Genomic DNA, 19383 nt, shown 5'->3' on the forward strand with positions numbered 1-19383 from the left:
GTTGCGGGGGCCGGATTTGAACCGACGACCTTCGGGTTATGAGCCCGACGAGCTACCAGGCTGCTCCACCCCGCGTCCGTGGATGCGCACTATACTCCGCTCGCGTTTTCATGCAACCTTTTTTTTACCCAGATCACGGATTTGGTATGATTTTGAGCAAAAACAAATCACTAAAGCCTGTTTTTTGTGCAAAATTTGCGTCAGGGAGAGGCTGCTCATTTCATTAAACGCGGCGGTTTGTTATCTTCATTGCGCCTTATTTTTTAAACTGAAGAAGAGAACAATGAAAGGACGTTGGGTAAAGTACCTTCTTATGGGCACGGTTGTGGCAATGCTTGCCGCCTGCTCTTCCAAACCAACCGATCGCGGACAGCAATATAAAGACGGGAAATTTACCCAGCCTTTCTCTCTGGTAAACCAGCCAGATGCCGTTGGCGCGCCAATTAACGCCGGTGATTTTGCCGAGCAAATTAACCATATCCGTACTTCGTCACCGCGTCTGTATGGCAACCAGAGTAATGTTTATAATGCGGTGCAGGAGTGGCTACGCGCAGGCGGTGATACCCGCAATATGCGTCAGTTCGGCATTGACGCCTGGCAGATGGAAGGTGCCGACAACTATGGCAACGTGCAGTTTACGGGCTATTACACGCCTGTCATTCAGGCGCGCCATACCCGCCAGGGCGAGTTCCAGTATCCTATTTACCGTATGCCGCCAAAACGTGGTCGTCTGCCGTCTCGTGCGGAGATCTACGCGGGAGCATTGAGCGATAAATACATCCTCGCTTACAGCAACTCTCTGATGGATAACTTCATTATGGATGTGCAGGGTAGCGGGTATATCGATTTTGGTGATGGCAGTCCGCTTAACTTCTTCAGCTATGCCGGAAAGAATGGTCATGCCTATCGCAGTATTGGTAAGGTGCTGATTGACCGTGGCGAAGTGAAAAAAGAAGATATGTCGATGCAGGCGATTCGTCACTGGGGTGAAACACACAGTGAAGCCGAGGTTCGCGAGCTGCTGGAACAGAACCCGTCTTTCGTCTTCTTTAAACCGCAATCTTTTGCTCCGGTGAAAGGGGCAAGTGCGGTGCCGCTGGTTGGTCGCGCTTCAGTTGCGTCCGATCGTTCCATTATCCCACCTGGTACAACCTTACTGGCAGAAGTGCCGCTGCTGGATAATAACGGCAAATTTAACGGTCAGTACGAACTGCGGCTGATGGTGGCGCTGGATGTCGGTGGTGCAATCAAAGGCCAACACTTCGATATTTATCAAGGTATCGGGCCGGAAGCCGGACACCGCGCAGGTTGGTACAACCACTATGGACGTGTTTGGGTGCTGAAAACCGCCCCGGGCGCAGGTAACGTCTTTAGCGGCTGATGTGTTATTCTGTATACCGTTTTGACGGATACGACAGGGTGAGGGATAACCTCGCCCTTTTTAATTCTGAGGTGCTATGTCTGTGGTAATTAGTGATGCATGGCGTCAGCGTTTTGGTGGCACTGCGCGTCTGTATGGTGAAAAAGCGTTGCAACTGTTTGCTGATGCGCATATTTGTGTGGTCGGTATCGGTGGCGTTGGTTCCTGGGCGGCGGAAGCGTTGGCGCGCACGGGTATTGGCGCAATCACACTTATCGATATGGATGATGTGTGCGTCACTAATACCAATCGGCAAATTCACGCGCTGCGCGATAACGTCGGGCTGGCTAAAGCGGAAGTCATGGCCGAACGTATTCGCCAGATTAACCCAGAGTGCCGGGTGACGATAGTGGATGATTTCGTGACACCGGATAACGTAGCACAATATATGAGTGCCGGTTATTCGTACGTGATTGATGCCATTGATAGTGTGCGACCCAAAGCGGCGCTGATCGCTTATTGTCGGCGCAATAAAATCCCTCTGGTCACGACTGGTGGTGCTGGTGGGCAGATTGATCCGACGCAGATTCAGGTTACCGATCTGGCGAAAACAATTCAGGACCCTTTGGCGGCGAAGTTGCGCGAGCGCCTGAAAAGCGATTTTGGTGTAGTGAAAAACAGCAAAGGTAAGCTCGGCGTGGATTGCGTGTTCTCTACCGAAGCGCTGGTGTACCCGCAGTCAGACGGTACGGTGTGTGCCATGAAAGCCACGGCAGAAGGGCCGAAGCGGATGGATTGTGCATCTGGATTTGGTGCGGCGACGATGGTGACCGCCACCTTTGGTTTTGTTGCGGTTTCTCATGCGCTGAAGAAGATGATGGTGAAAGCGGCGCGTCAGGGGTAAACAATCAGGTCGGATGCGACGTGAACGTCTTATCCGACCTGGTTTTGCGCTTAACCCTGCTTCGCCGCCGCGATAATCGCCTCGCTTAACGCATTCAACCCCTGACTGCGAGAGGCGCTAAGTTGCGCACGCAATCCCAGCTCATCAAACAATGCCAGCGGCGACTGTGCTTGCAATTCGGCGGCGGTTTTGCCCTCAACGGCGGTCAGCAGCACGGCCAGCAGGCCGCGCACAATGCGTCCTTCGCTGTCGCCAAAGAAATGCATCGTGCCGTTTTCAGCCACGGTATATCCCAGCCAGACGCGGTTTTCGCATCCGGCGATCTCTTTAGCCTGCGCTTTTAACTCGTCTGGCAAAGCTGGAAGCTGTTTCCCCAACATAATTAGCTGACGATATTTGTCTTCCCATTGAGTCAACGGCGCGAAAGTTTCGTGTAACGTCTTTACGGTAACGGTTGTGCCGAACGGATGTCCGGCGTATTGCGGGTTCGTCATTAATCCACCAATAATTCCAACGCACGGTCAACGGCATTCACCAGCGCATCTACATCACTCTTTGTATTATATGGCGCAAACGAGGCGCGCAGTGTGCCGGTTACGCCTAATTCTGCCAGTAGCGGCTGAGCGCAATGCTGCCCAGCCCGCAGGGCAATGCCGTACTCCGCCAGCAGCGTCACCATATCGCTGTGATGAACGCCAGCAAAATCAAAGGCTAGCAGGCTGGAATCCTGGCTGCGGAATGAACGAAAGCCTGGACGTTTTGCCAGCGCCTCTTCTGCAATCGTCGCCAGGCTGCGACTCCAGCTTTCTGCCTGGTTGATATCGTAATCTGCCAGCCATTCCAGCGCCGCGCTTAACCCAATTACGCCAGCCACATTTGGCGTTCCGGCTTCCAGTTTCCACGGCGCGGATTGAGGGGTGAAGCTGTCAAAACTCACTTCGTGAATCATTTTACCGCCACCCAGCCAGGGCGACATCGCTTCCAGCAGTTCTGGTTTGCCATACAGCACGCCGATACCTGTCGGGCCATACAGTTTGTGACCTGAAAAAGCATAGAAATCAATATCCAGTTGCTGAACATCCGCGGGGAAATGCACCGCCCCCTGAGCACCATCAACCATCACCACCATCCCGGCTGAATGAGCAAAGGTAATCGCTCGTGCCAGATCCGGGCAACCGCCAGTGACGTTAGACATCTGGCCCAACGCCAGAATCCGACTATGGGGAGTAATCAGTTCAGGCAACAAATCGATATCTGGCAACCGCTGCGCATTAAGCGGCAATTTCACCACTTTGGCTCCGGTTTGTTGGGCGACCATCAGCCAGGGGACGAGGTTGGCGTGATGCTCTGCCACACTGACAATAATTTCATCGCCCGGTTGCAGACGCGGACGGGCATAGCATTGCGCCACCATGTTGATGGATTCAGTGGTGCCACGCGTCCAGACGATAGTTTTGTCATCTGATGCATTCAGTAATTGCGCCACTATTTCCCGTGCAGCTTCGTAACGCGCGGTCAGGCGTTGGGCCTCGGCAAACTGGCTACGATGGACGTTTCCGGCGCTCAGGCTGTAAAACTGTCGGGTTGCTTCAACCACGGCTTCAGGTTTAAGCGCGGTCGCGGCACTGTCGAGATAGACGCCCGCATCCTGTAGCGCGGGAAACTGGGCGCGAAATTGCGCGGGATTAAAAACGTTCATGGTACTCCTCGGCTTGATGCACCGATCGTGACGCAAAATTCACTTTGATACAAGGAGAGTGCTAACCATCAGAATTATCTGGATATCCTGGCGAAGCCGCGTAAGTAACATATGCTAAATAGTGTTAGGCGTTAATTTTAGCCTGTTAATCAATACTATTAAGATTTATTAATCGCTTTAAGGAGAAGATGATGAAAAAGACTGCCGCAATTATTTCTGCCTGTATGCTGACTTTTGCCCTGAGCGCCTGTTCCGGTTCGAACTATGTGATGCACACCAATGACGGACGTACCATCGTCTCTGACGGCAAACCACAGACTGATAACGATACCGGTATGATTTCGTATAAAGACGCTAATGGCAACAAACAGCAGATCAACCGTACCGACGTGAAAGAGATGGTCGAACTGGATCAGTAATTCGCGATCGCAAGGTAAAAAAAAGCACCGCAATTAGGCGGTGCTACATTAATCACTATGGACAGACAGGGTAAATGTACAGGAAGTGAAAAAAGGTAGCTTTGCTACCATGGTCTGAATCGCAGACCAATTGCAAACACAACAACACAACATCACAACCGTAAGCCAAAAGTTCACCAGAACACGCATTCCGATAAAACTTTTCGTTCCGGCTCAGGAAGTGCCGCCACTATAGGTATTTGCTGGTAGAAGCTCAACGGACAATTTATAATGGCTCAGATTAAAAAAACTAATAGGTTACACAGTGTGATCTAATTGTTAAATTCATTTAACATCAAAGTTTAAAAGCCATGTCTAAACGATTACCACCGCTAAATGCCTTACGAGTTTTTGATGCCGCAGCACGCCATTTAAGTTTCACTCGCGCAGCAGAAGAGCTTTTTGTGACCCAGGCCGCAGTAAGTCATCAAATCAAGTCTCTTGAGGATTTTCTGGGGCTAAAACTGTTCCGCCGCCGTAATCGTTCACTCCTGCTGACCGAGGAAGGGCAAAGCTATTTCCTCGATATCAAAGAGATATTTTCGCAATTAACCGAAGCGACACGTAAACTCCAGGCCCGTAGCGCCAAGGGGGCGTTGACGGTCAGTTTACTCCCCAGTTTCGCCATTCATTGGTTGGTTCCACGACTTTCCAGCTTTAATTCAGCTTATCCGGGAATTGACGTTCGCATCCAGGCGGTTGATCGTCAGGAAGATAAGTTGGCGGATGATGTTGACGTGGCGATATTCTATGGTCGGGGCAACTGGCCGGGGCTACGGGTGGAAAAACTTTACGCCGAATATTTATTGCCGGTGTGTTCGCCGCTACTGCTGACAGGCGATAAACCCTTGAAGACCCCTGAAGACTTGGCTAAACATACGTTATTACATGATGCGTCTCGCCGTGACTGGCAGACATATACTCGCCAATTGGGGTTAAATCATATCAACGTTCAGCAAGGACCAATATTTAGTCATAGCGCCATGGTGCTGCAAGCGGCTATCCACGGGCAGGGAGTGGCGCTGGCAAATAACGTGATGGCGCAATCTGAAATCGAGGCCGGACGTCTTGTTTGCCCGTTTAATGATGTTCTGGTCAGTAAAAATGCTTTTTATCTGGTTTGTCATGACAGTCAGGCAGAACTGGGTAAAATAGCCGCCTTTCGTCAATGGATCCTGGCGAAAGCCGCTGCTGAACAAGAAAAATTCCGCTTTCGTTATGAACAATAATTTACGTAGGGTACGACCATGACCAGCCGTTTTATGCTGATTTTTGCCGCCATTAGCGGCTTCATTTTTGTGGCTCTGGGCGCTTTTGGCGCGCATGTGTTAAGTAAAACCATGGGGGCCGTTGAGATGGGCTGGATCCAGACCGGCCTCGAATACCAGGCGTTCCATACGCTGGCGATCTTAGGTCTGGCGGTGGCAATGCAGCGTCGCATCAGTATCTGGTTTTACTGGAGTAGCGTTTTCCTTGCGTTAGGCACGGTGCTGTTCAGCGGCAGCCTTTATTGCCTGGCGCTGTCCCATCTGCGTTTGTGGGCATTTGTCACACCGGTTGGCGGCGTGAGCTTCCTCGCGGGCTGGGCGTTAATGTTAGTTGGTGCTATCCGTTTAAAGCGCAAGGGCGTAAGTCATGAATAAGGTTGTATTGCTGTGCCGTCCGGGCTTTGAAAAAGAGTGCGCCGCAGAAATTACCGATAAAGCCGGCCAGCGGGAAATTTTCGGTTTTGCCCGCGTGAAAGAGAATGCGGGTTATGTCATTTATGAATGTTATCAACCTGATGATGGCGATAAGTTAATCCGTGAGCTGCCGTTCAGTTCATTAATTTTTGCCCGCCAGTGGTTTGTGGTCGGGGAACTCCTGCAGCATTTGCCGCCAGAAGATCGTATTACCCCCATTGTCGGCATGTTACAGGGCGTAGTAGAGAAGGGCGGTGAACTGCGTGTTGAAGTTGCCGATACCAACGAAAGCAAAGAGTTGCTGAAATTCTGCCGTAAATTCACCGTGCCGCTACGCGCTGCCTTGCGCGATGCCGGGGTGCTGGCGAACTATGAAACGCCGAAGCGTCCGGTTGTGCATGTATTCTTTATTGCACCAGGTTGCTGCTATACCGGTTACTCATACAGCAACAATAATTCGCCGTTCTATATGGGCATTCCGCGCCTGAAATTTCCGGCAGATGCGCCGAGTCGTTCCACGCTCAAACTGGAAGAGGCATTTCATGTGTTTATTCCGGCGGATGAGTGGGATGAACGTCTGGCGAACGGGATGTGGGCGGTGGATTTAGGCGCTTGCCCAGGCGGCTGGACCTACCAACTGGTGAAGCGCAACATGTGGGTTTATTCCGTCGACAACGGCCCGATGGCGCAAAGTCTGATGGATACCGGACAGGTGACGTGGCTGCGGGAAGACGGTTTCAAATTCCGTCCGACACGCAGCAATATCTCCTGGATGGTATGCGATATGGTTGAAAAACCGGCGAAAGTTGCGGCATTGATGGCGCAGTGGCTGGTTAATGGCTGGTGCCGTGAAACCATTTTCAACCTCAAATTGCCGATGAAAAAACGCTACGAAGAAGTGTCACATAATCTGGCGTATATTCAGGCACAGCTTGATGAACATGGCATAAATGCTCAGATTCAGGCGCGACAGTTGTATCACGATCGTGAAGAAGTGACGGTGCATGTCCGCCGCATCTGGGCTGCGGTGGGAGGCCGTCGCGACGAGCGATAACTAACAAGGCCGGGGCGTCGTCTCCGGCCTGCTCCCATTTCTGTCAGGCTGTTACCAAAGAAGCCGCAACCTGGCGCTCATCAGAAATAATGTGCGTGACCTCATCCAGATGCCCGATGCGGGCTTCCCCTGAACGATTAAATTTACTTTTATCAATCAATAACAACGATTGCGCGGCACGTTTTAATAGCATCGATTTGTAATCAGCGTTGATGGCATTGGAGTCCCACAGTGCACCGCTGCTATCGATCCCTTCACAAGAAAAAATAAACAGATCGATTTCCAGCGATTTAAGTTGGGAAATCAGCGAGGGATTGACGTAACAGCCATATTTGCGCTCAAGTGTGCCGCCGGAACTGATCAGTTGAATGCGTTCACGTTTACCGAGTTCATGGCAAATCGGATGGCTATTGGTGAAGACCTGGATGTTGATGTCAGGCAACTGGCGTGCCAGATACCAGCAGGTTGAACTGGCGTCTAAGGCTATCACCATCCCTTCTTCAATCCACGCGAGCGCCTCGCGCGCGATATCTGCTTTATGCGCATAATGGCTTTTCAGCCGGATGTGAAAGGGATCGCCACTGTCTTGATTTTGACGGTGGATATATTTAGCGCGCCCATGATTGCGCAGAATTTTACCCTGCGTCTGTAATTCATTGAGATCGCGACGAATGGTTTCTTTACTGACCTTTAGCTGTTCAGAGAGAGCTTCCGTGGTCAGGCTGGTATGGTTCAGCAGCAGGTCGACTATCGCTTGCTGGCGTGCCGCTTTCATATTTTTCACCCCATCATTCGATAACCGCCCGCGTCATGCGGGCGTACCGGTATGAGATTACGGGGTTACCCCTTTTTTTAAAAGAATATTCCCGTACTTTGCTCGTTCGCCTGTGATAACGATCGCAAAGGCTTTTTGCGCCCGCTCATAAAACGCAAAACGATTGATGCGGATGATGTCAGGACAAGGGGCTTGTAGTGAAAGCGCATTACGATAACGTCGTTCTACTTCAGGATCGAGAGTGTCACCTTCTACCGCCGCCATCATCACCAGCGGCGGTGCATAACTGTCCAGTTCAAATAACGGGATTATCGCCTGGAGCAAGTCGCTCACCAACAGGCCATCAGCGCGGATCACCTGCGGTCCCATCGAATGGGCGGGAAAGTGAGCATCGGAAAAAATAATTTCATCTCCATGTCCCATCTCTGCCAGCACTTTCAATAGTTCGGGAGAAATTAACGGCGAAATTGTTTTCAGCATTTCACACTTCCTCTATAAATTCAGGTTCAGTTTGTGGGTAGAAATAACGGTACTGATAATGAATCTGCGCGCGAGCTTCTTCCGGGCTGTTAAATTCCCCTACGCCATACCAACCGAACAGCGCAGCTCCTGCGACGGTCGTTTCGGCGTCGTCGAGAACTTTTACCGGAATATCAAGCATATTGGCTTTAATCTGATTCCACAATGTGTTGCGACTTCCTCCACCGACTAACAATAATTCAGAGGCTTTAAAGTGCCCGATTTTTTCCAGCATCTGTAGATTGCGCTGTAATTGCGCGGTTAACCCTTCCAGCGCCGCGCGATAGAAATGTCCGCGCGTGGTATTGAGCGTCACTCCTTGCCAGCCAGCGTTCTGACACGACAATAAATCACACTGCATTTTCACACCATCCGTACCCGGGGGGATCAGACGAGCTTCATCAATCAACATTTGCCAGGGCGTTTCAGTAGTCCAGAACAGTTTTCTCACCCATTCCAGCACGCCGGATGCCAGCCATTGCATACCGGGGTTATACAATCCTGCCTGGCTATCCAGTTCGCAGGTGGAACCGGCGTACTGACTTAGCAGTGAAGTATCAACCTGCGTACTGCGGACCATTAAAATTTCCCAGGTGCCGGAAGAGAGCACGGGTTCATTTTGTTCGGCACCAGCACCAAAAAGGGCGAACTGGGTATCATGACCTGCAGAAATCACCGGTATGCCAACGGGTAAGCCGAGCATTGCTGCGGCGCTGTTCTGTAGCGTACCAATCTGTTCACCCGCTTCCACCAGACGAGGGAAGAGTCGGCGTGGAATACCGGTGGCTTGTAAAATTTGCGGACTGAAATCGCGTTGCTGGATATCCAGCATCTGGCTGGTTCCGGCCATCGTGATATCAGTAGTGAATTCGCCGGTTAAACGGTGGTTAATCAGCGACGAAATAAAGAGCCAGGCGTGCGCGCGTTCCAGCAGTTGTGGATGATTTTCTTTCAACCACACCAATTTATATAACGTATTGAAACTAAAGGCTCCGACGCCAGAAATAGCCTGCAACTGCTGTGCGGAGATCAACCGTTCAATATTGTCCATTACCGCTGCTGTTCGCGGACATTTCCAGCTAATGATCGGATAGAGCAGATTGCCTTGCTTATCTACCAGAGCGCCATCCACACCAAAGGTGGTGACGGCGATACCGCGGATGTGGCATTCAGTCAGTTCACTATTGATTTGCCGACAGCAATCAGCAAAGCGTTGCAAAATGGCGTCTAAAGACCACTGGTGCCAGGTGTTGTTTTCCATCGCGATATCGCTGGCATTAGGCGTTGAGGCGCGGGCAACAATTTTTCCCTGCCGATTAACCGCGATGGCCCTGACATTGGTTGCGCCACAGTCGAGTACCAGGATAACTTCTTGTTTCATAATCGCTCCTGCAATATAGCCGGATAACATTGCTTATCCGGCTAACCACTCTTGCTTGTTCAGGCCCGATAGCCGGAGCGACCGGGCATCACATCAGGGAGTAATGTATTAACGCTTGTACAACGGGCCGTAGTTCTGGCAAGCGCGATAATCCTGGCCTTCAATATCCATGCCGTGCGCGGCCCAGGCAGAAGGACGATACACTTTGGTCTCTTCAACGTTATGCATACATACCGGGATACGCAGCATGGAGGCGAGAGTGATAAAGTCAGCGCCAACGTGGCCGATGGTCAGAACCCCGTGGTTAGCGCCCCAGTTCGCCATTACCGAGTACACATCCGTAAACGGCCCTTTACCGGTGAGGCGTGGTGCAAACCAGGTGGTTGGCCAGGTTGAGTTGGTGCGTTTGTTGAGGATGTCATGCACATCCTTCGGTAACTCAACGCTCCAGCCTTCCGCGATTTGCAGTACCGGTCCCAGGCCTTTGATGATGTTGACTCGAGTCATAGTGAACGGGACGCCGCCTTCGGTAAGGAAGCGAGAAGAGTAACCGCCGCCACGGAAGTATTCGTGGATCGCCGGGCACCATTCGGTAGCGGCGAGGCAAGCGTCAGCCTCTTGCTGAGAGATTTCCCAGTGCGGCTTCATCGTCGGTTTACCTTCGCTGTCGCGTTGTTTACAGGATCCGTCCAGCGCAGCAGAACCGGAGTTGATCAAGTGGATAATGCCGTGTTCTGCCAGTCCGTCCAGTTTATGCCCCGTTACACGCTCAATTGCCTCTGGTGACCAGTAGGTACGGACATCGGCAAATACCTGAGCGGTACCGGTGAGCTGGTGGCCCATTAGCATTGCCACGCCGTTAAGACTGTCGTTTTCGGTCGCCACGACAAAGGGTTCACGCACGCCATTCCAGTCAAATGAACTGTTGAGGATCGCTTCGGCGGTGTCGCCATTTGGATATTGATCGGTCCAGTGACGTTGCCCCTGGAAGCCCGCAGCGATGGCGTTGTAGCCAAGTGATTCTTCCACGCGACCAATATCGGCCAGTTTGCTGTTGCCTTGCATCATGTCGCGGATACACATCGCCATCAGTAAACTTTCGCGTAGAACTGCGCGGCTTTGCTCGGCATTGCGTTGATACTGTTTGTTATTTTCATCTTCGCCATAGCGGAAGTTTTTATCAGCCCAGGCCAGCGCCATTTCCAGTTCTGCTTCGTCGTAAATCTTCTGATCAATACGGCGACGCAGTTCGGTCATATCCACCGCCTGGACTTTCATTCCCAGCCAGGATTCAAAGAAGTTGTGGTCAACGATGGAACCGGCGATCCCCATCGAAACGCCGCCCAGCGACAGATAGCTTTTACCTTTCATACTGGCGACTGCCAAACCGGCGCGGGCAAAGCGCAGCAGTTTTTCTTCAACGTCGGCAGGAATCGATGTGTCATCGGCATCCTGAACGTCATGACCGTAAATGGAGAACGCCGGGATGCCTTTCTGGCTGTGAGCTGCCAGAGCCGCTGCCAGGTAAACAGCGCCGGGACGTTCAGTGCCGTTAAAGCCCCAAATGGCTTTCGGGCGGGTAGGGTCCATGTCAATGGTTTCACTGCCATAGCACCAGCAAGGCGTTACCGTAATGGTGAGGCCTACATTCTGGCTGCTGAATTTTTCTTCGCAAGCAGCAGCTTCAGCCATACCCGCGATACAGGTATCGGAAATGACACACTCGACGGCAGCTCCGCAGGCATGGCGCAGTTTCTCGGTCAGCAGTGCGGCCGTAGCTTTCGCCATATTCATTGTTTGTTCTTCAAGCGACTCACGAACACCCATGCGACGACCGTCAATAACCGGGCGGATACCAATTTTCGGTAAGCTGATTTTTTTCATTACAGATTCCTCACTTTATTCGGAAAATATGTTCAGTTAGTTGCCGTTTGAGAACGGAAACGGGCAAAGATAAAGATGACCGCGAAGCAGAGTGCGGGGATCAGTTCGGCTGTGGGGATGTTGCCCGCCGCGTCACTGACAAACCCCATGACCGGAGTGACAATACCGCCGCCAATAATGGTCATAACGATGAAGGACGAGCCGTATTTGGTGTCCTGGCCGAGATTCTTTATGCCCAGCGAGAAGATTGTTGGGTACTGAATCGACATAAAGGCGCTGCATAAAGTCAGGGCTATTAAACCCACATGACCGCCAGCGAAGGCTGAGATCAGGCACAGTGCCATAGCGATTAATGCGTAGGCTGCCAGGACTTTGTGTGGTGTGAAGCGACTGATGAGCCAGGTGCCGGTGAAACGACCAATAAAGAAGCACACCATGGTTCCGGTTAAATAGTTAGCGGCAAAGCCTGCGGTCATACCTGGAATTTCTTCTACAGCGTAGCGAATCAAATAGCTCCAGCAGGCCGTTTGCGCGCCGACGTAGCAGAATTGCGCTAATACTGCCCAGCGCCAGTGGCGAATACGCGCCAGGCGAGAAAGCGATGCGGAGAACGATCCTTGTTTGGCGTCACTGTGATTATCACTCTGCAATGCCGGGAATTTCGTCAGCATGATCAGCAGGGCGACCAGTAACACGATAGCCACGATGATCATATAAGGTGTCTGTACCGATAATACCAGGCTGTGTTTATACGCACTCAATTGCTCTGGTGACATTTTATCGAGAACATCTTGCGATTGATGTGGCACGTTAGACAAAATAAGACTTTGCCCAAAGACAACCGCAATAATTGCGCCAAATGAGTTAAATGTTTGCGCAAGATTTAAGCGAAAGTGACCGCTGCTTTCTGGTCCTAATACCGTAACGAAAGGGTTTGCGGCAGTTTCCAGACAACCTAATCCGGCTGCAATAATAAATAGGCCAATTAAAAATAAGGTGTAGTTCATTATTTCTGCGGCGGGCCAGAATAATGCAGCGCCGAAGGCATATAAAAACAATCCGGTAATAATCCCTGCTTTATAACTGAGTTTTTTCATCAATATCCCGGCAGGGATTGGGATAATGAAATAACCAAAGTAAAAGGCCGATTGGATCAGACCTGCCTGAAAGTTTGTCAGCGTAAAAGCCTGCTGAAATTGAGGCAATAAAATGTCGTTAAGGTTATTGGCTACCGCCCAAAGAAAAAACAGTGAGCACAGCAGCGCGAATGGAATAATGTAACTTCTGCTTTGCCCTGCATCTTTATCTACCGCACGGTAACTCTGCGTTTGTATTGATGTGTTTCCCATAGCATCCTCTTAGGTTCAGAAGCTTAAGCACGTAATCGGTTATGTTTTCAAAAGTGCAAAACCAGCGAGTTCGGGCTTCATATCAGTGAATATTTGCCTGTCTGAAATGAACTCATGGATTCATTTTCAAATAAAAAACGCTCTGTAATATGACGGCGGTCACACTTATTAGCTGGAAGGTGACTTTATGTGACTACCATCACTTTAATAATCGAAATTTCATGCCCGTTTCAGAAAATAAATCATAAAAAACACAAACCCGATGACCGTATTAATTGTTTGTGCCGAAAACGGGCATTTCTGGCGAGGGGAAATGGAAAAATGACCGTTTTGATAAATATTTTTAAGAGCGGTCATTTTTAACGGGGTTATAAAAAGAGAACTTGCAGTTATTTACTGTGATTAGTTGAGCCAGGTCACAAAATATAAGCTTGTGAATTTCTTTCCGGTTAATCAGGAAGAAGATGGTGGGTAATTAAACGGCTAATTCAATAGTGTGAAAGGAACAACATTATTGCCCTGTTTTGAATCAGAGAGAGGTAGCTAATGGAACGAAATAAACTTGCTCGTCAGATTATTGACACTTGCCTGGAAATGACCCGCCTGGGACTGAATCAGGGAACAGCGGGTAACGTCAGTGTACGTTATCAGGATGGGATGCTGATTACGCCTACAGGCATTCCGTATGAAAAACTGACGGAGTCGCATATTGTCTTTATTGATGGCAACGGTAAACATGAGGAAGGAAAGCTTCCCTCAAGCGAATGGCGTTTCCATATGGCGGCCTATCAAAGCAGACCGGATGCCAACGCGGTTGTTCACAATCATGCCGTTCATTGCACGGCAGTTTCCATTCTTAACCGACCTATCCCCGCTATTCACTACATGATTGCGGCGGCTGGTGGTAATTCTATTCCTTGCGCGCCTTATGCGACCTTTGGAACTCGGGAACTTTCTGAACATGTTGCACTGGCTCTCAAAAATCGTAAGGCAACTTTGTTACAACATCATGGGCTTATCGCTTGTGAGGTGAATCTGGAAAAAGCGTTATGGCTGGCGCATGAAGTTGAAGTGCTGGCGCAACTTTACCTGACGACCCTGGCGATTACGGACCCGGTGCCAGTGCTGAGCGATGAAGAGATTGCCGTAGTGCTGGAGAAATTCAAAACCTATGGGTTACGGATTGAAGAGTAATTTCGTAAAGCAACAAGGAGAAGGATGATGGCTAACAGAATGATTCTGAACGAAACGGCATGGTTTGGTCGGGGAGCTGTTGGGGCCTTAACTGAGGAGGTGAAACGCCGTGGTTATCAGAAGGCACTGATCGTCACCGATAAAACGCTGGTGCAATGCGGCGTGGTGGCGAAAGTGACCGATAAGATGGATGCTGCAGGGCTGGCATGGGCGATTTACGATGGTGTAGTGCCCAACCCGACAATTACTGTCGTCAAAGAAGGGCTTGGTGTATTCCAGAGTAGCGGTGCGGATTACCTGATCGCTATTGGTGGTGGTTCTCCACAGGACACGTGTAAAGCGATTGGCATCATCAGCAACAACCCGGAATTCGCCGATGTGCGCAGTCTGGAAGGGCTTTCCCCGACCAATAAACCCAGTGTACCGATTCTGGCAATCCCCACCACAGCAGGCACTGCGGCAGAAGTGACCATTAACTATGTGATTACTGACGAAGAAAAACGACGCAAGTTCGTTTGTGTTGATCCGCATGATATCCCGCAGGTGGCATTTATTGACGCTGACATGATGGATGGTATGCCGCCTGCGCTGAAAGCCGCGACGGGTGTCGATGCGCTCACTCATGCTATTGAGGGGTATATTACTCGTGGTGCGTGGGCGCTAACCGATGCGCTGCACATTAAAGCGATTGAAATCATTGCTGGGGCGCTGCGAGGATCGGTTGCTGGTGATAAGGATGCCGGAGAAGAAATGGCGCTCGGGCAGTATGTTGCGGGTATGGGATTCTCGAATGTTGGGTTAGGGTTGGTGCATGGTATGGCGCATCCACTGGGCGCGTTTTACAACACGCCACACGGTGTTGCGAACGCCATCCTGTTACCGCATGTCATGCGCTATAACGCTGACTTTACCGGTGAGAAGTACCGCGATATCGCGCGCGTTATGGGCGTGAAAGTGGAAGGTATGAGCCTGGAAGAGGCGCGTAATGCCGCTGTTGAAGCGGTGTTTGCTCTCAACCGTGATGTCGGTATTCCGCCACATTTACGTGATGTTGGTGTACGCAAGGAAGACATTCCGGCACTGGCGCAGGCGGCACTGGATGATGTTTGTACCGGTGGCAACCCGCGTGAAGCAACGCTTGAGGATATTGTAGAGCTTTACCATACCGCCTGGTAATTGCGCTGATGTGACGATGCCGGATGCGACGTTTGCACCGTATCCGGCACGCCGTTACCGTACCAACCGCAATTGCTGTAAATTGCCGTCGATATGCAAATCAGTCTGTAAGCGGGCAATATCGCGGCACAGAAATGCCATCTCTTTATGCATTTCTAATTTCTTGCGCCACTTTTCGGCAACCGCATCCAGATTCTCATAGATCCCTTCCAGACTCTGAAACTCGACCAGCAACTGCGTGGCGCTTTTGGGGCCAATCCCCGCAACGCCTGGCACCTTTGAACTGCTGATCCCCGCCAGCCCCCAGTAATCGGGTAACTGCTGCGGTTGAACGCCAAATTCTTTATCAATAAATGGTGCATCCAGCCAACGTTTCTGGAAGTAATCACGAATACGTAATGTCGGTGAAAGTAACTGGCAGTAGCCTTTATCTGTCGAAACAATCGTTGCCTGATGCCCGGCCTGAGTTACTTTGACCGCCAGCGTGGCGGCTAAGTCATCGGCTTCGTTGCCGCTGGCTGACCAGCACGGGACGCCTCGTTGCTCAAAGGCGGCGCGTAATGCAGGCATTTCGTTGTGCAACTCTTCCGGCATTGGCGGTCGACCCGCTTTGTAATCTGGTAAACGCTGATGACGCCAGCCGCTACTGCGGTTTTCATCATCAAAAACGGCGACCGCGTGGGTTGGCTGGCTGTGCATAATGAGCTGATCGAGCGCGTGCTGGCAGGTTTCGACACAGGGCGAACCCTGAACGGCATGAATGCGACGGATAAGATTCAGTGCATCGACAATAAGCAAATGAACAGCCACGATAACCCCCTTAAAGATCAGGTGATAAGGGTAACATTCACTACTGGAAGAGGCTACGGCTGGATGAGAAAACGGGAAGAGGCCTCGCAAATCGAGGCCTCTGGAGAGCGATTAATCGCAGGCAACGATCTTCATTGCCAGGCCGCCGCGAGAGGTTTCGCGGTACTTGGCGTTCATATCTTTACCTGTTTCGTACATGGTCTCGATAACTTTATCGAGGCAGACGCGTGGTTCGCTGGTACGGCGTAGCGCCATACGTGCAGCGTTCACCGCTTTTACTGCCGCAATGGCGTTACGCTCAATGCACGGTACCTGAACTTGTCCAGCAACCGGGTCACAAGTCAGACCGAGGTTGTGTTCCATGGCGATTTCCGCCGCGATGCACACCTGCGCCGGGCTTGCGCCTAACAGTTCTGCCAGACCAGCTGCCGCCATAGAGCACGCCACGCCAACTTCACCCTGGCAACCCACTTCGGCACCAGAAATCGAGGCGTTCATCTTATAAAGAGAACCAATCGCGCTTGCTACCAGCAGGTAACGAGCCAGTGAGTTAGCGTTCACTTCGCGGATAAACTTGTCGTAGTACGCCAGCACTGCCGGGATAATCCCGCACGCACCGTTAGTCGGCGCAGTCACCACGCGACCGCCCGCAGCGTTCTCTTCGTTCACTGCCAGCGCAAACATGTTGATCCAGTCAACAACTGCCATCGGATCAGTGGTGGTTTTATCCTGGCTAACCAGCATCCGGCGCAGTGCCGCAGCGCGGCGTGGAACGCGCAGTTTGCCTGGCAACACGCCTTCGGTGGCAATACCGCGCTCAATACCGCCACGCATTACTTCCCAGACGTTCGCCAGGTGCTGTTCCAGTTCTTCTTTGCTGTGCAGCGCCAGCTCGTTTTTCATCATCAGACCAGAGAGTGACAGCCCGGTCTCCTGACAATGTTTTTGAAGATCGGCAGCGGAACTGTACGGATAAGGAACTTCAACCGGTGCGCTATCCTGCTGACCAAAATGTTCTTCATCAACGATAAAGCCACCGCCGATAGAGTAGTAAGTCTGACTGTAAACGACTTTATCGCCCGCCAGCGCGGTAATGCGCATGCCGTTTTCATGTAGAGAAAGGTTATCGGCATGGAAGTTCATGCACTGATCAACCGGGAACTCCACTTCGTGCTGACCGTTTGCCAACATCAGGCGACCATGAGTATTCACATCCTGAATAAAACCAGGGATGGAATCGATATCCACGGTATCCGGCAGGTTACCCGCCAGACCCATAATTATGGCGATATCTGTGTGGTGGCCTTTACCGGTCAGAGAGAGCGAGCCGTACACGTCAACCACCACGCGGGTCACGTCTTTAAGCAGGTTACGGGCAATCAGATCGTCGGTAAATTGCTTACCCGCTTTCATTGGTCCAACGGTATGGGAACTGGAAGGGCCAATGCCGATTTTGAAAATATCGAATACGCTAATCATAGGAAATACATCGCGTTAAAACGAAGGAAGCGCCGCCCGAAAGCGGCGCGAAAGAACTTAGCTGAACAGGGAGTAGAAGATTGCGGAGATTGCAATCAGACCCATCACGACAACGAATACGTTGCTGATGTGACCGCTGTACTTACGCATTGCCGGTACTTTCTGGATTGCGTACATCGGCATCAGGAACAGGATCATCGCGATGATTGGGCCGCCCAGGGTTTCAATCATACCCAGGATGCTCGGGTTCAGGGTGGCAACAATCCAGGTCGTTACCAGCATGAACAGCGCAGTGATACGGTTCAGCTTGTTGATTTCGATAGACTTACCTTTACCACGCAGAGATTTAATCACCATACCGTTGAAGCCTTCACGTGCACCCAGGTAGTGGCCGAGGAAGGATTTGGTGATAGCGATAATCGCGATAATCGGAGCCATCCACGCGATGATCGGCGCGTTAAAGTGGTTAGCCAGGTAAGACAGAATCGAGATGTTCTGCTCTTTAGCCGCAGCCAGGTCTGCCGGAGTCAGGCTCAGTACGCAGCTGAAGACGAAGAACATTACGGTCAGCACCATCATGATGTGTGCGAATGCCAGGATCTTCGAGCATTTCTGTTCTGCCATATCGCCGTACTCTTCACGCTTCGCAACGGCGAAAGAAGAGATGATCGGAGAGTGGTTGAACGAGAACACCATGACCGGAATCGCCAGCCACAGGGTCATCCACAGACCGTTGCCGGTTGCAGATGCAGTGTCCAGAGACAGCGTTTCCAGTGCTGCGCCGTTCCACTGAGGGATCAGGTACAGAGCCAGCAGCATCAGTACACCAACAAACGGGAATACCAGAATACTCATCGCCTTCACGATCATCTGCTCACCGAAGCGAACAATGGTCATCATACCCACGATCAGGATCAGAGACAGAATCGCACGCGGCGGCGGCGTCATACCCAGCTGGTGAGACATGAAGCTTTCAACCGTGTTGGTGATTGCCACACTGTAAACCAGCAGGATCGGGTAGATAGCAAAGAAGTAGAGCAGGGTAATCAGTTTACCTGCACCAATACCAAAGTGTTCTTCTACAACCTCGGTGATGTCTTCGCCTGGGTTTTTACCAGACAGTACGAAGCGAGTCAGGCCGCGGTGAGCAAAAAACGTCATCGGGAACGCAAGGATAGCCATGATGATCAGCGGGATCATACCGCCAACACCGGCGTTGATTGGCAGGAACAGCACGCCCGCGCCGATTGCCGTGCCGTAAAGGCCCAGCATCCACATGGTGTCTGTCTTGCGCCATGCACTACGTGAGTCTTTCGACACAATCGTGCTGGTTTGAGTCGTTTCCATCAATTTCTCCTGGAGGAATGCAAATAATTCAGCTTTTAGCCAGTTCAGCCCGGGAAGGTGCCTGACCGTAAAAATGAAATCTGTCTATCGGCGATGGCTTAATCATTTTCCGCCGTAATAATTTGAGGGCGGAAAGATACACACAAGTTATGTATCTATCAGTGATCTTGATCTCAAATACAATAATCTACTTGGAAGATAGATAATCTCAACGCTTTACTCTGTAAATCAAAAGTAAAAGAGAATTTAAGGGCAATATTTGCCCATTAAACGACATCTGACCTCTTCCGGGTCGCGCAATATATGTAGGTT

Annotated in this window: 18 protein-coding genes and 1 tRNA gene; 8 read left to right on the forward strand and 11 right to left on the reverse strand. The window is 51.1% G+C overall.

Going from position 1 to position 19383, the window contains the following annotated elements; translation table 11 throughout:
* Window position 1 precedes the first annotated feature (1 nt).
* Window positions 2–75 (reverse strand) — tRNA-Met (locus BEB54_RS17100).
* A 208-nt stretch (window positions 76–283) separates the two neighbouring features.
* On the opposite strand from BEB54_RS17100, the gene mltA reads away from it, so the two are divergent.
* Entirely contained in the window at window positions 284–1381 is a 1098-nt protein-coding gene (gene mltA, locus BEB54_RS17110) for a murein transglycosylase A (RefSeq protein ID WP_000678652.1), read from the forward strand.
* A 76-nt stretch (window positions 1382–1457) separates the two neighbouring features.
* Window positions 1458–2264 carry a tRNA cyclic N6-threonylcarbamoyladenosine(37) synthase TcdA gene (tcdA, locus tag BEB54_RS17115; protein WP_105276679.1) on the forward strand — a complete coding sequence of 269 codons (807 nt, stop codon included), beginning with the start codon at window positions 1458–1460 and terminating at the stop codon, window positions 2262–2264.
* A 50-nt stretch (window positions 2265–2314) separates the two neighbouring features.
* Here tcdA and csdE read toward each other — a convergent pair whose 3' ends face one another.
* Both csdE and csdA read right to left on the reverse strand, forming a co-directional pair.
* Window positions 2315–2758, reverse strand: a complete 444-nt coding sequence (csdE, locus tag BEB54_RS17120; protein ID WP_032185027.1) for a cysteine desulfurase sulfur acceptor subunit CsdE — start codon at window positions 2756–2758, stop codon at window positions 2315–2317.
* Window positions 2758–3963 carry a cysteine desulfurase CsdA gene (gene csdA / locus BEB54_RS17125; protein WP_105276678.1) on the reverse strand — a complete coding sequence of 402 codons (1206 nt, stop codon included), beginning with the start codon at window positions 3961–3963 and terminating at the stop codon, window positions 2758–2760. The genes csdE and csdA overlap by 1 nt, the downstream gene beginning before the upstream one ends.
* A 191-nt stretch (window positions 3964–4154) precedes the next feature.
* On the opposite strand from csdA, the gene BEB54_RS17130 reads away from it, so the two are divergent.
* The 4 genes from BEB54_RS17130 (at window position 4155) to rlmM (ending at window position 7157) form a co-directional block, all read left to right on the forward strand.
* On the forward strand, window positions 4155–4382 hold the full coding sequence (locus BEB54_RS17130; protein WP_000750398.1) for a YgdI/YgdR family lipoprotein: 228 nt from the start codon (window positions 4155–4157) through the stop codon (window positions 4380–4382).
* 350 nt (window positions 4383–4732) lie between these two features.
* A complete protein-coding gene (gcvA, locus tag BEB54_RS17135) occupies window positions 4733–5650 on the forward strand; it encodes a glycine cleavage system transcriptional regulator GcvA (RefSeq protein ID WP_000044394.1) in 918 nt (305 codons plus the stop codon).
* Window positions 5651–5668: 18 nt separating this feature from the next.
* Window positions 5669–6064 carry a DUF423 domain-containing protein gene (locus tag BEB54_RS17140; RefSeq protein WP_000203905.1) on the forward strand — a complete coding sequence of 132 codons (396 nt, stop codon included), beginning with the start codon at window positions 5669–5671 and terminating at the stop codon, window positions 6062–6064.
* A complete protein-coding gene (gene rlmM / locus BEB54_RS17145) occupies window positions 6057–7157 on the forward strand; it encodes a 23S rRNA (cytidine(2498)-2'-O)-methyltransferase RlmM (protein WP_001045520.1) in 1101 nt (366 codons plus the stop codon). Before BEB54_RS17140 ends, rlmM begins: the two co-directional genes overlap by 8 nt.
* Before the next feature lie 43 nt (window positions 7158–7200).
* Here the strand turns inward: rlmM and fucR are convergent, their stop codons facing one another.
* The 5 genes from fucR to fucP form a co-directional block, all read right to left on the reverse strand.
* The gene (gene fucR / locus BEB54_RS17150) at window positions 7201–7932 is read right to left on the reverse strand and encodes an L-fucose operon activator (protein ID WP_001308912.1); all 732 of its coding nucleotides are present in this window, start codon (window positions 7930–7932) and stop codon (window positions 7201–7203) included.
* A 57-nt stretch (window positions 7933–7989) separates the two neighbouring features.
* Window positions 7990–8412: an L-fucose mutarotase gene (gene fucU / locus BEB54_RS17155; protein ID WP_000920840.1), complete on the reverse strand. Its 423-nt coding sequence runs from the start codon at window positions 8410–8412 to the stop codon at window positions 7990–7992.
* Between the two features lies 1 nt (window position 8413).
* Window positions 8414–9832: an L-fuculokinase gene (gene fucK, locus BEB54_RS17160; RefSeq protein ID WP_105276677.1), complete on the reverse strand. Its 1419-nt coding sequence runs from the start codon at window positions 9830–9832 to the stop codon at window positions 8414–8416.
* 108 nt (window positions 9833–9940) lie between these two features.
* The gene (gene fucI, locus BEB54_RS17165; RefSeq protein WP_000724148.1) at window positions 9941–11716 is read right to left on the reverse strand and encodes an L-fucose isomerase; all 1776 of its coding nucleotides are present in this window, start codon (window positions 11714–11716) and stop codon (window positions 9941–9943) included.
* Window positions 11717–11748: 32 nt separating this feature from the next.
* Window positions 11749–13065, reverse strand: a complete 1317-nt coding sequence (fucP, locus tag BEB54_RS17170) for an L-fucose:H+ symporter permease (protein WP_105276676.1) — start codon at window positions 13063–13065, stop codon at window positions 11749–11751.
* Between the two features lie 546 nt (window positions 13066–13611).
* Here fucP and fucA point away from each other — a divergent pair.
* Both fucA and fucO read left to right on the forward strand, forming a co-directional pair.
* Window positions 13612–14259: an L-fuculose-phosphate aldolase gene (fucA, locus tag BEB54_RS17175; protein ID WP_000440775.1), complete on the forward strand. Its 648-nt coding sequence runs from the start codon at window positions 13612–13614 to the stop codon at window positions 14257–14259.
* Window positions 14260–14286: 27 nt separating this feature from the next.
* Window positions 14287–15435, forward strand: a complete 1149-nt coding sequence (gene fucO / locus BEB54_RS17180; RefSeq protein WP_105276675.1) for a lactaldehyde reductase — start codon at window positions 14287–14289, stop codon at window positions 15433–15435.
* Between the two features lie 54 nt (window positions 15436–15489).
* Here the strand turns inward: fucO and xni are convergent, their stop codons facing one another.
* The 3 genes from xni to sdaC all read right to left on the reverse strand — a co-directional run bounded on the left by xni (window position 15490) and on the right by sdaC (window position 19071).
* Entirely contained in the window at window positions 15490–16245 is a 756-nt protein-coding gene (gene xni, locus BEB54_RS17185; RefSeq protein WP_001352986.1) for a flap endonuclease Xni, read from the reverse strand.
* Between the two features lie 111 nt (window positions 16246–16356).
* A complete protein-coding gene (gene sdaB, locus BEB54_RS17190; RefSeq protein ID WP_000626401.1) occupies window positions 16357–17724 on the reverse strand; it encodes an L-serine ammonia-lyase II in 1368 nt (455 codons plus the stop codon).
* Window positions 17725–17781: 57 nt separating this feature from the next.
* A complete protein-coding gene (sdaC, locus tag BEB54_RS17195; protein WP_032303700.1) occupies window positions 17782–19071 on the reverse strand; it encodes an HAAAP family serine/threonine permease SdaC in 1290 nt (429 codons plus the stop codon).
* Window positions 19072–19383: the final 312 nt, after the last annotated feature.

The organism is Escherichia sp. MOD1-EC6021, assembly GCF_002965245.1.
Taxonomy (GTDB): domain Bacteria; phylum Pseudomonadota; class Gammaproteobacteria; order Enterobacterales; family Enterobacteriaceae; genus Escherichia; species Escherichia coli_F.

Coding starts and splice junctions, on each gene's coding strand:
- mltA (WP_000678652.1), top strand. CDS start 284: ATGAAAGGACGTTGGGTAAAGTACCTTCTTATGGGCACGGTTGTGGCA.
- tcdA (WP_105276679.1), top strand. CDS start 1,458: ATGTCTGTGGTAATTAGTGATGCATGGCGTCAGCGTTTTGGTGGCACT.
- csdE (WP_032185027.1), bottom strand. CDS start 2,758: ATGACGAACCCGCAATACGCCGGACATCCGTTCGGCACAACCGTTACC.
- csdA (WP_105276678.1), bottom strand. CDS start 3,963: ATGAACGTTTTTAATCCCGCGCAATTTCGCGCCCAGTTTCCCGCGCTA.
- BEB54_RS17130 (WP_000750398.1), top strand. CDS start 4,155: ATGAAAAAGACTGCCGCAATTATTTCTGCCTGTATGCTGACTTTTGCC.
- gcvA (WP_000044394.1), top strand. CDS start 4,733: ATGTCTAAACGATTACCACCGCTAAATGCCTTACGAGTTTTTGATGCC.
- BEB54_RS17140 (WP_000203905.1), top strand. CDS start 5,669: ATGACCAGCCGTTTTATGCTGATTTTTGCCGCCATTAGCGGCTTCATT.
- rlmM (WP_001045520.1), top strand. CDS start 6,057: ATGAATAAGGTTGTATTGCTGTGCCGTCCGGGCTTTGAAAAAGAGTGC.
- fucR (WP_001308912.1), bottom strand. CDS start 7,932: ATGAAAGCGGCACGCCAGCAAGCGATAGTCGACCTGCTGCTGAACCAT.
- fucU (WP_000920840.1), bottom strand. CDS start 8,412: ATGCTGAAAACAATTTCGCCGTTAATTTCTCCCGAACTATTGAAAGTG.
- fucK (WP_105276677.1), bottom strand. CDS start 9,832: ATGAAACAAGAAGTTATCCTGGTACTCGACTGTGGCGCAACCAATGTC.
- fucI (WP_000724148.1), bottom strand. CDS start 11,716: ATGAAAAAAATCAGCTTACCGAAAATTGGTATCCGCCCGGTTATTGAC.
- fucP (WP_105276676.1), bottom strand. CDS start 13,065: ATGGGAAACACATCAATACAAACGCAGAGTTACCGTGCGGTAGATAAA.
- fucA (WP_000440775.1), top strand. CDS start 13,612: ATGGAACGAAATAAACTTGCTCGTCAGATTATTGACACTTGCCTGGAA.
- fucO (WP_105276675.1), top strand. CDS start 14,287: ATGGCTAACAGAATGATTCTGAACGAAACGGCATGGTTTGGTCGGGGA.
- sdaB (WP_000626401.1), bottom strand. CDS start 17,724: ATGATTAGCGTATTCGATATTTTCAAAATCGGCATTGGCCCTTCCAGT.
- sdaC (WP_032303700.1), bottom strand. CDS start 19,071: ATGGAAACGACTCAAACCAGCACGATTGTGTCGAAAGACTCACGTAGT.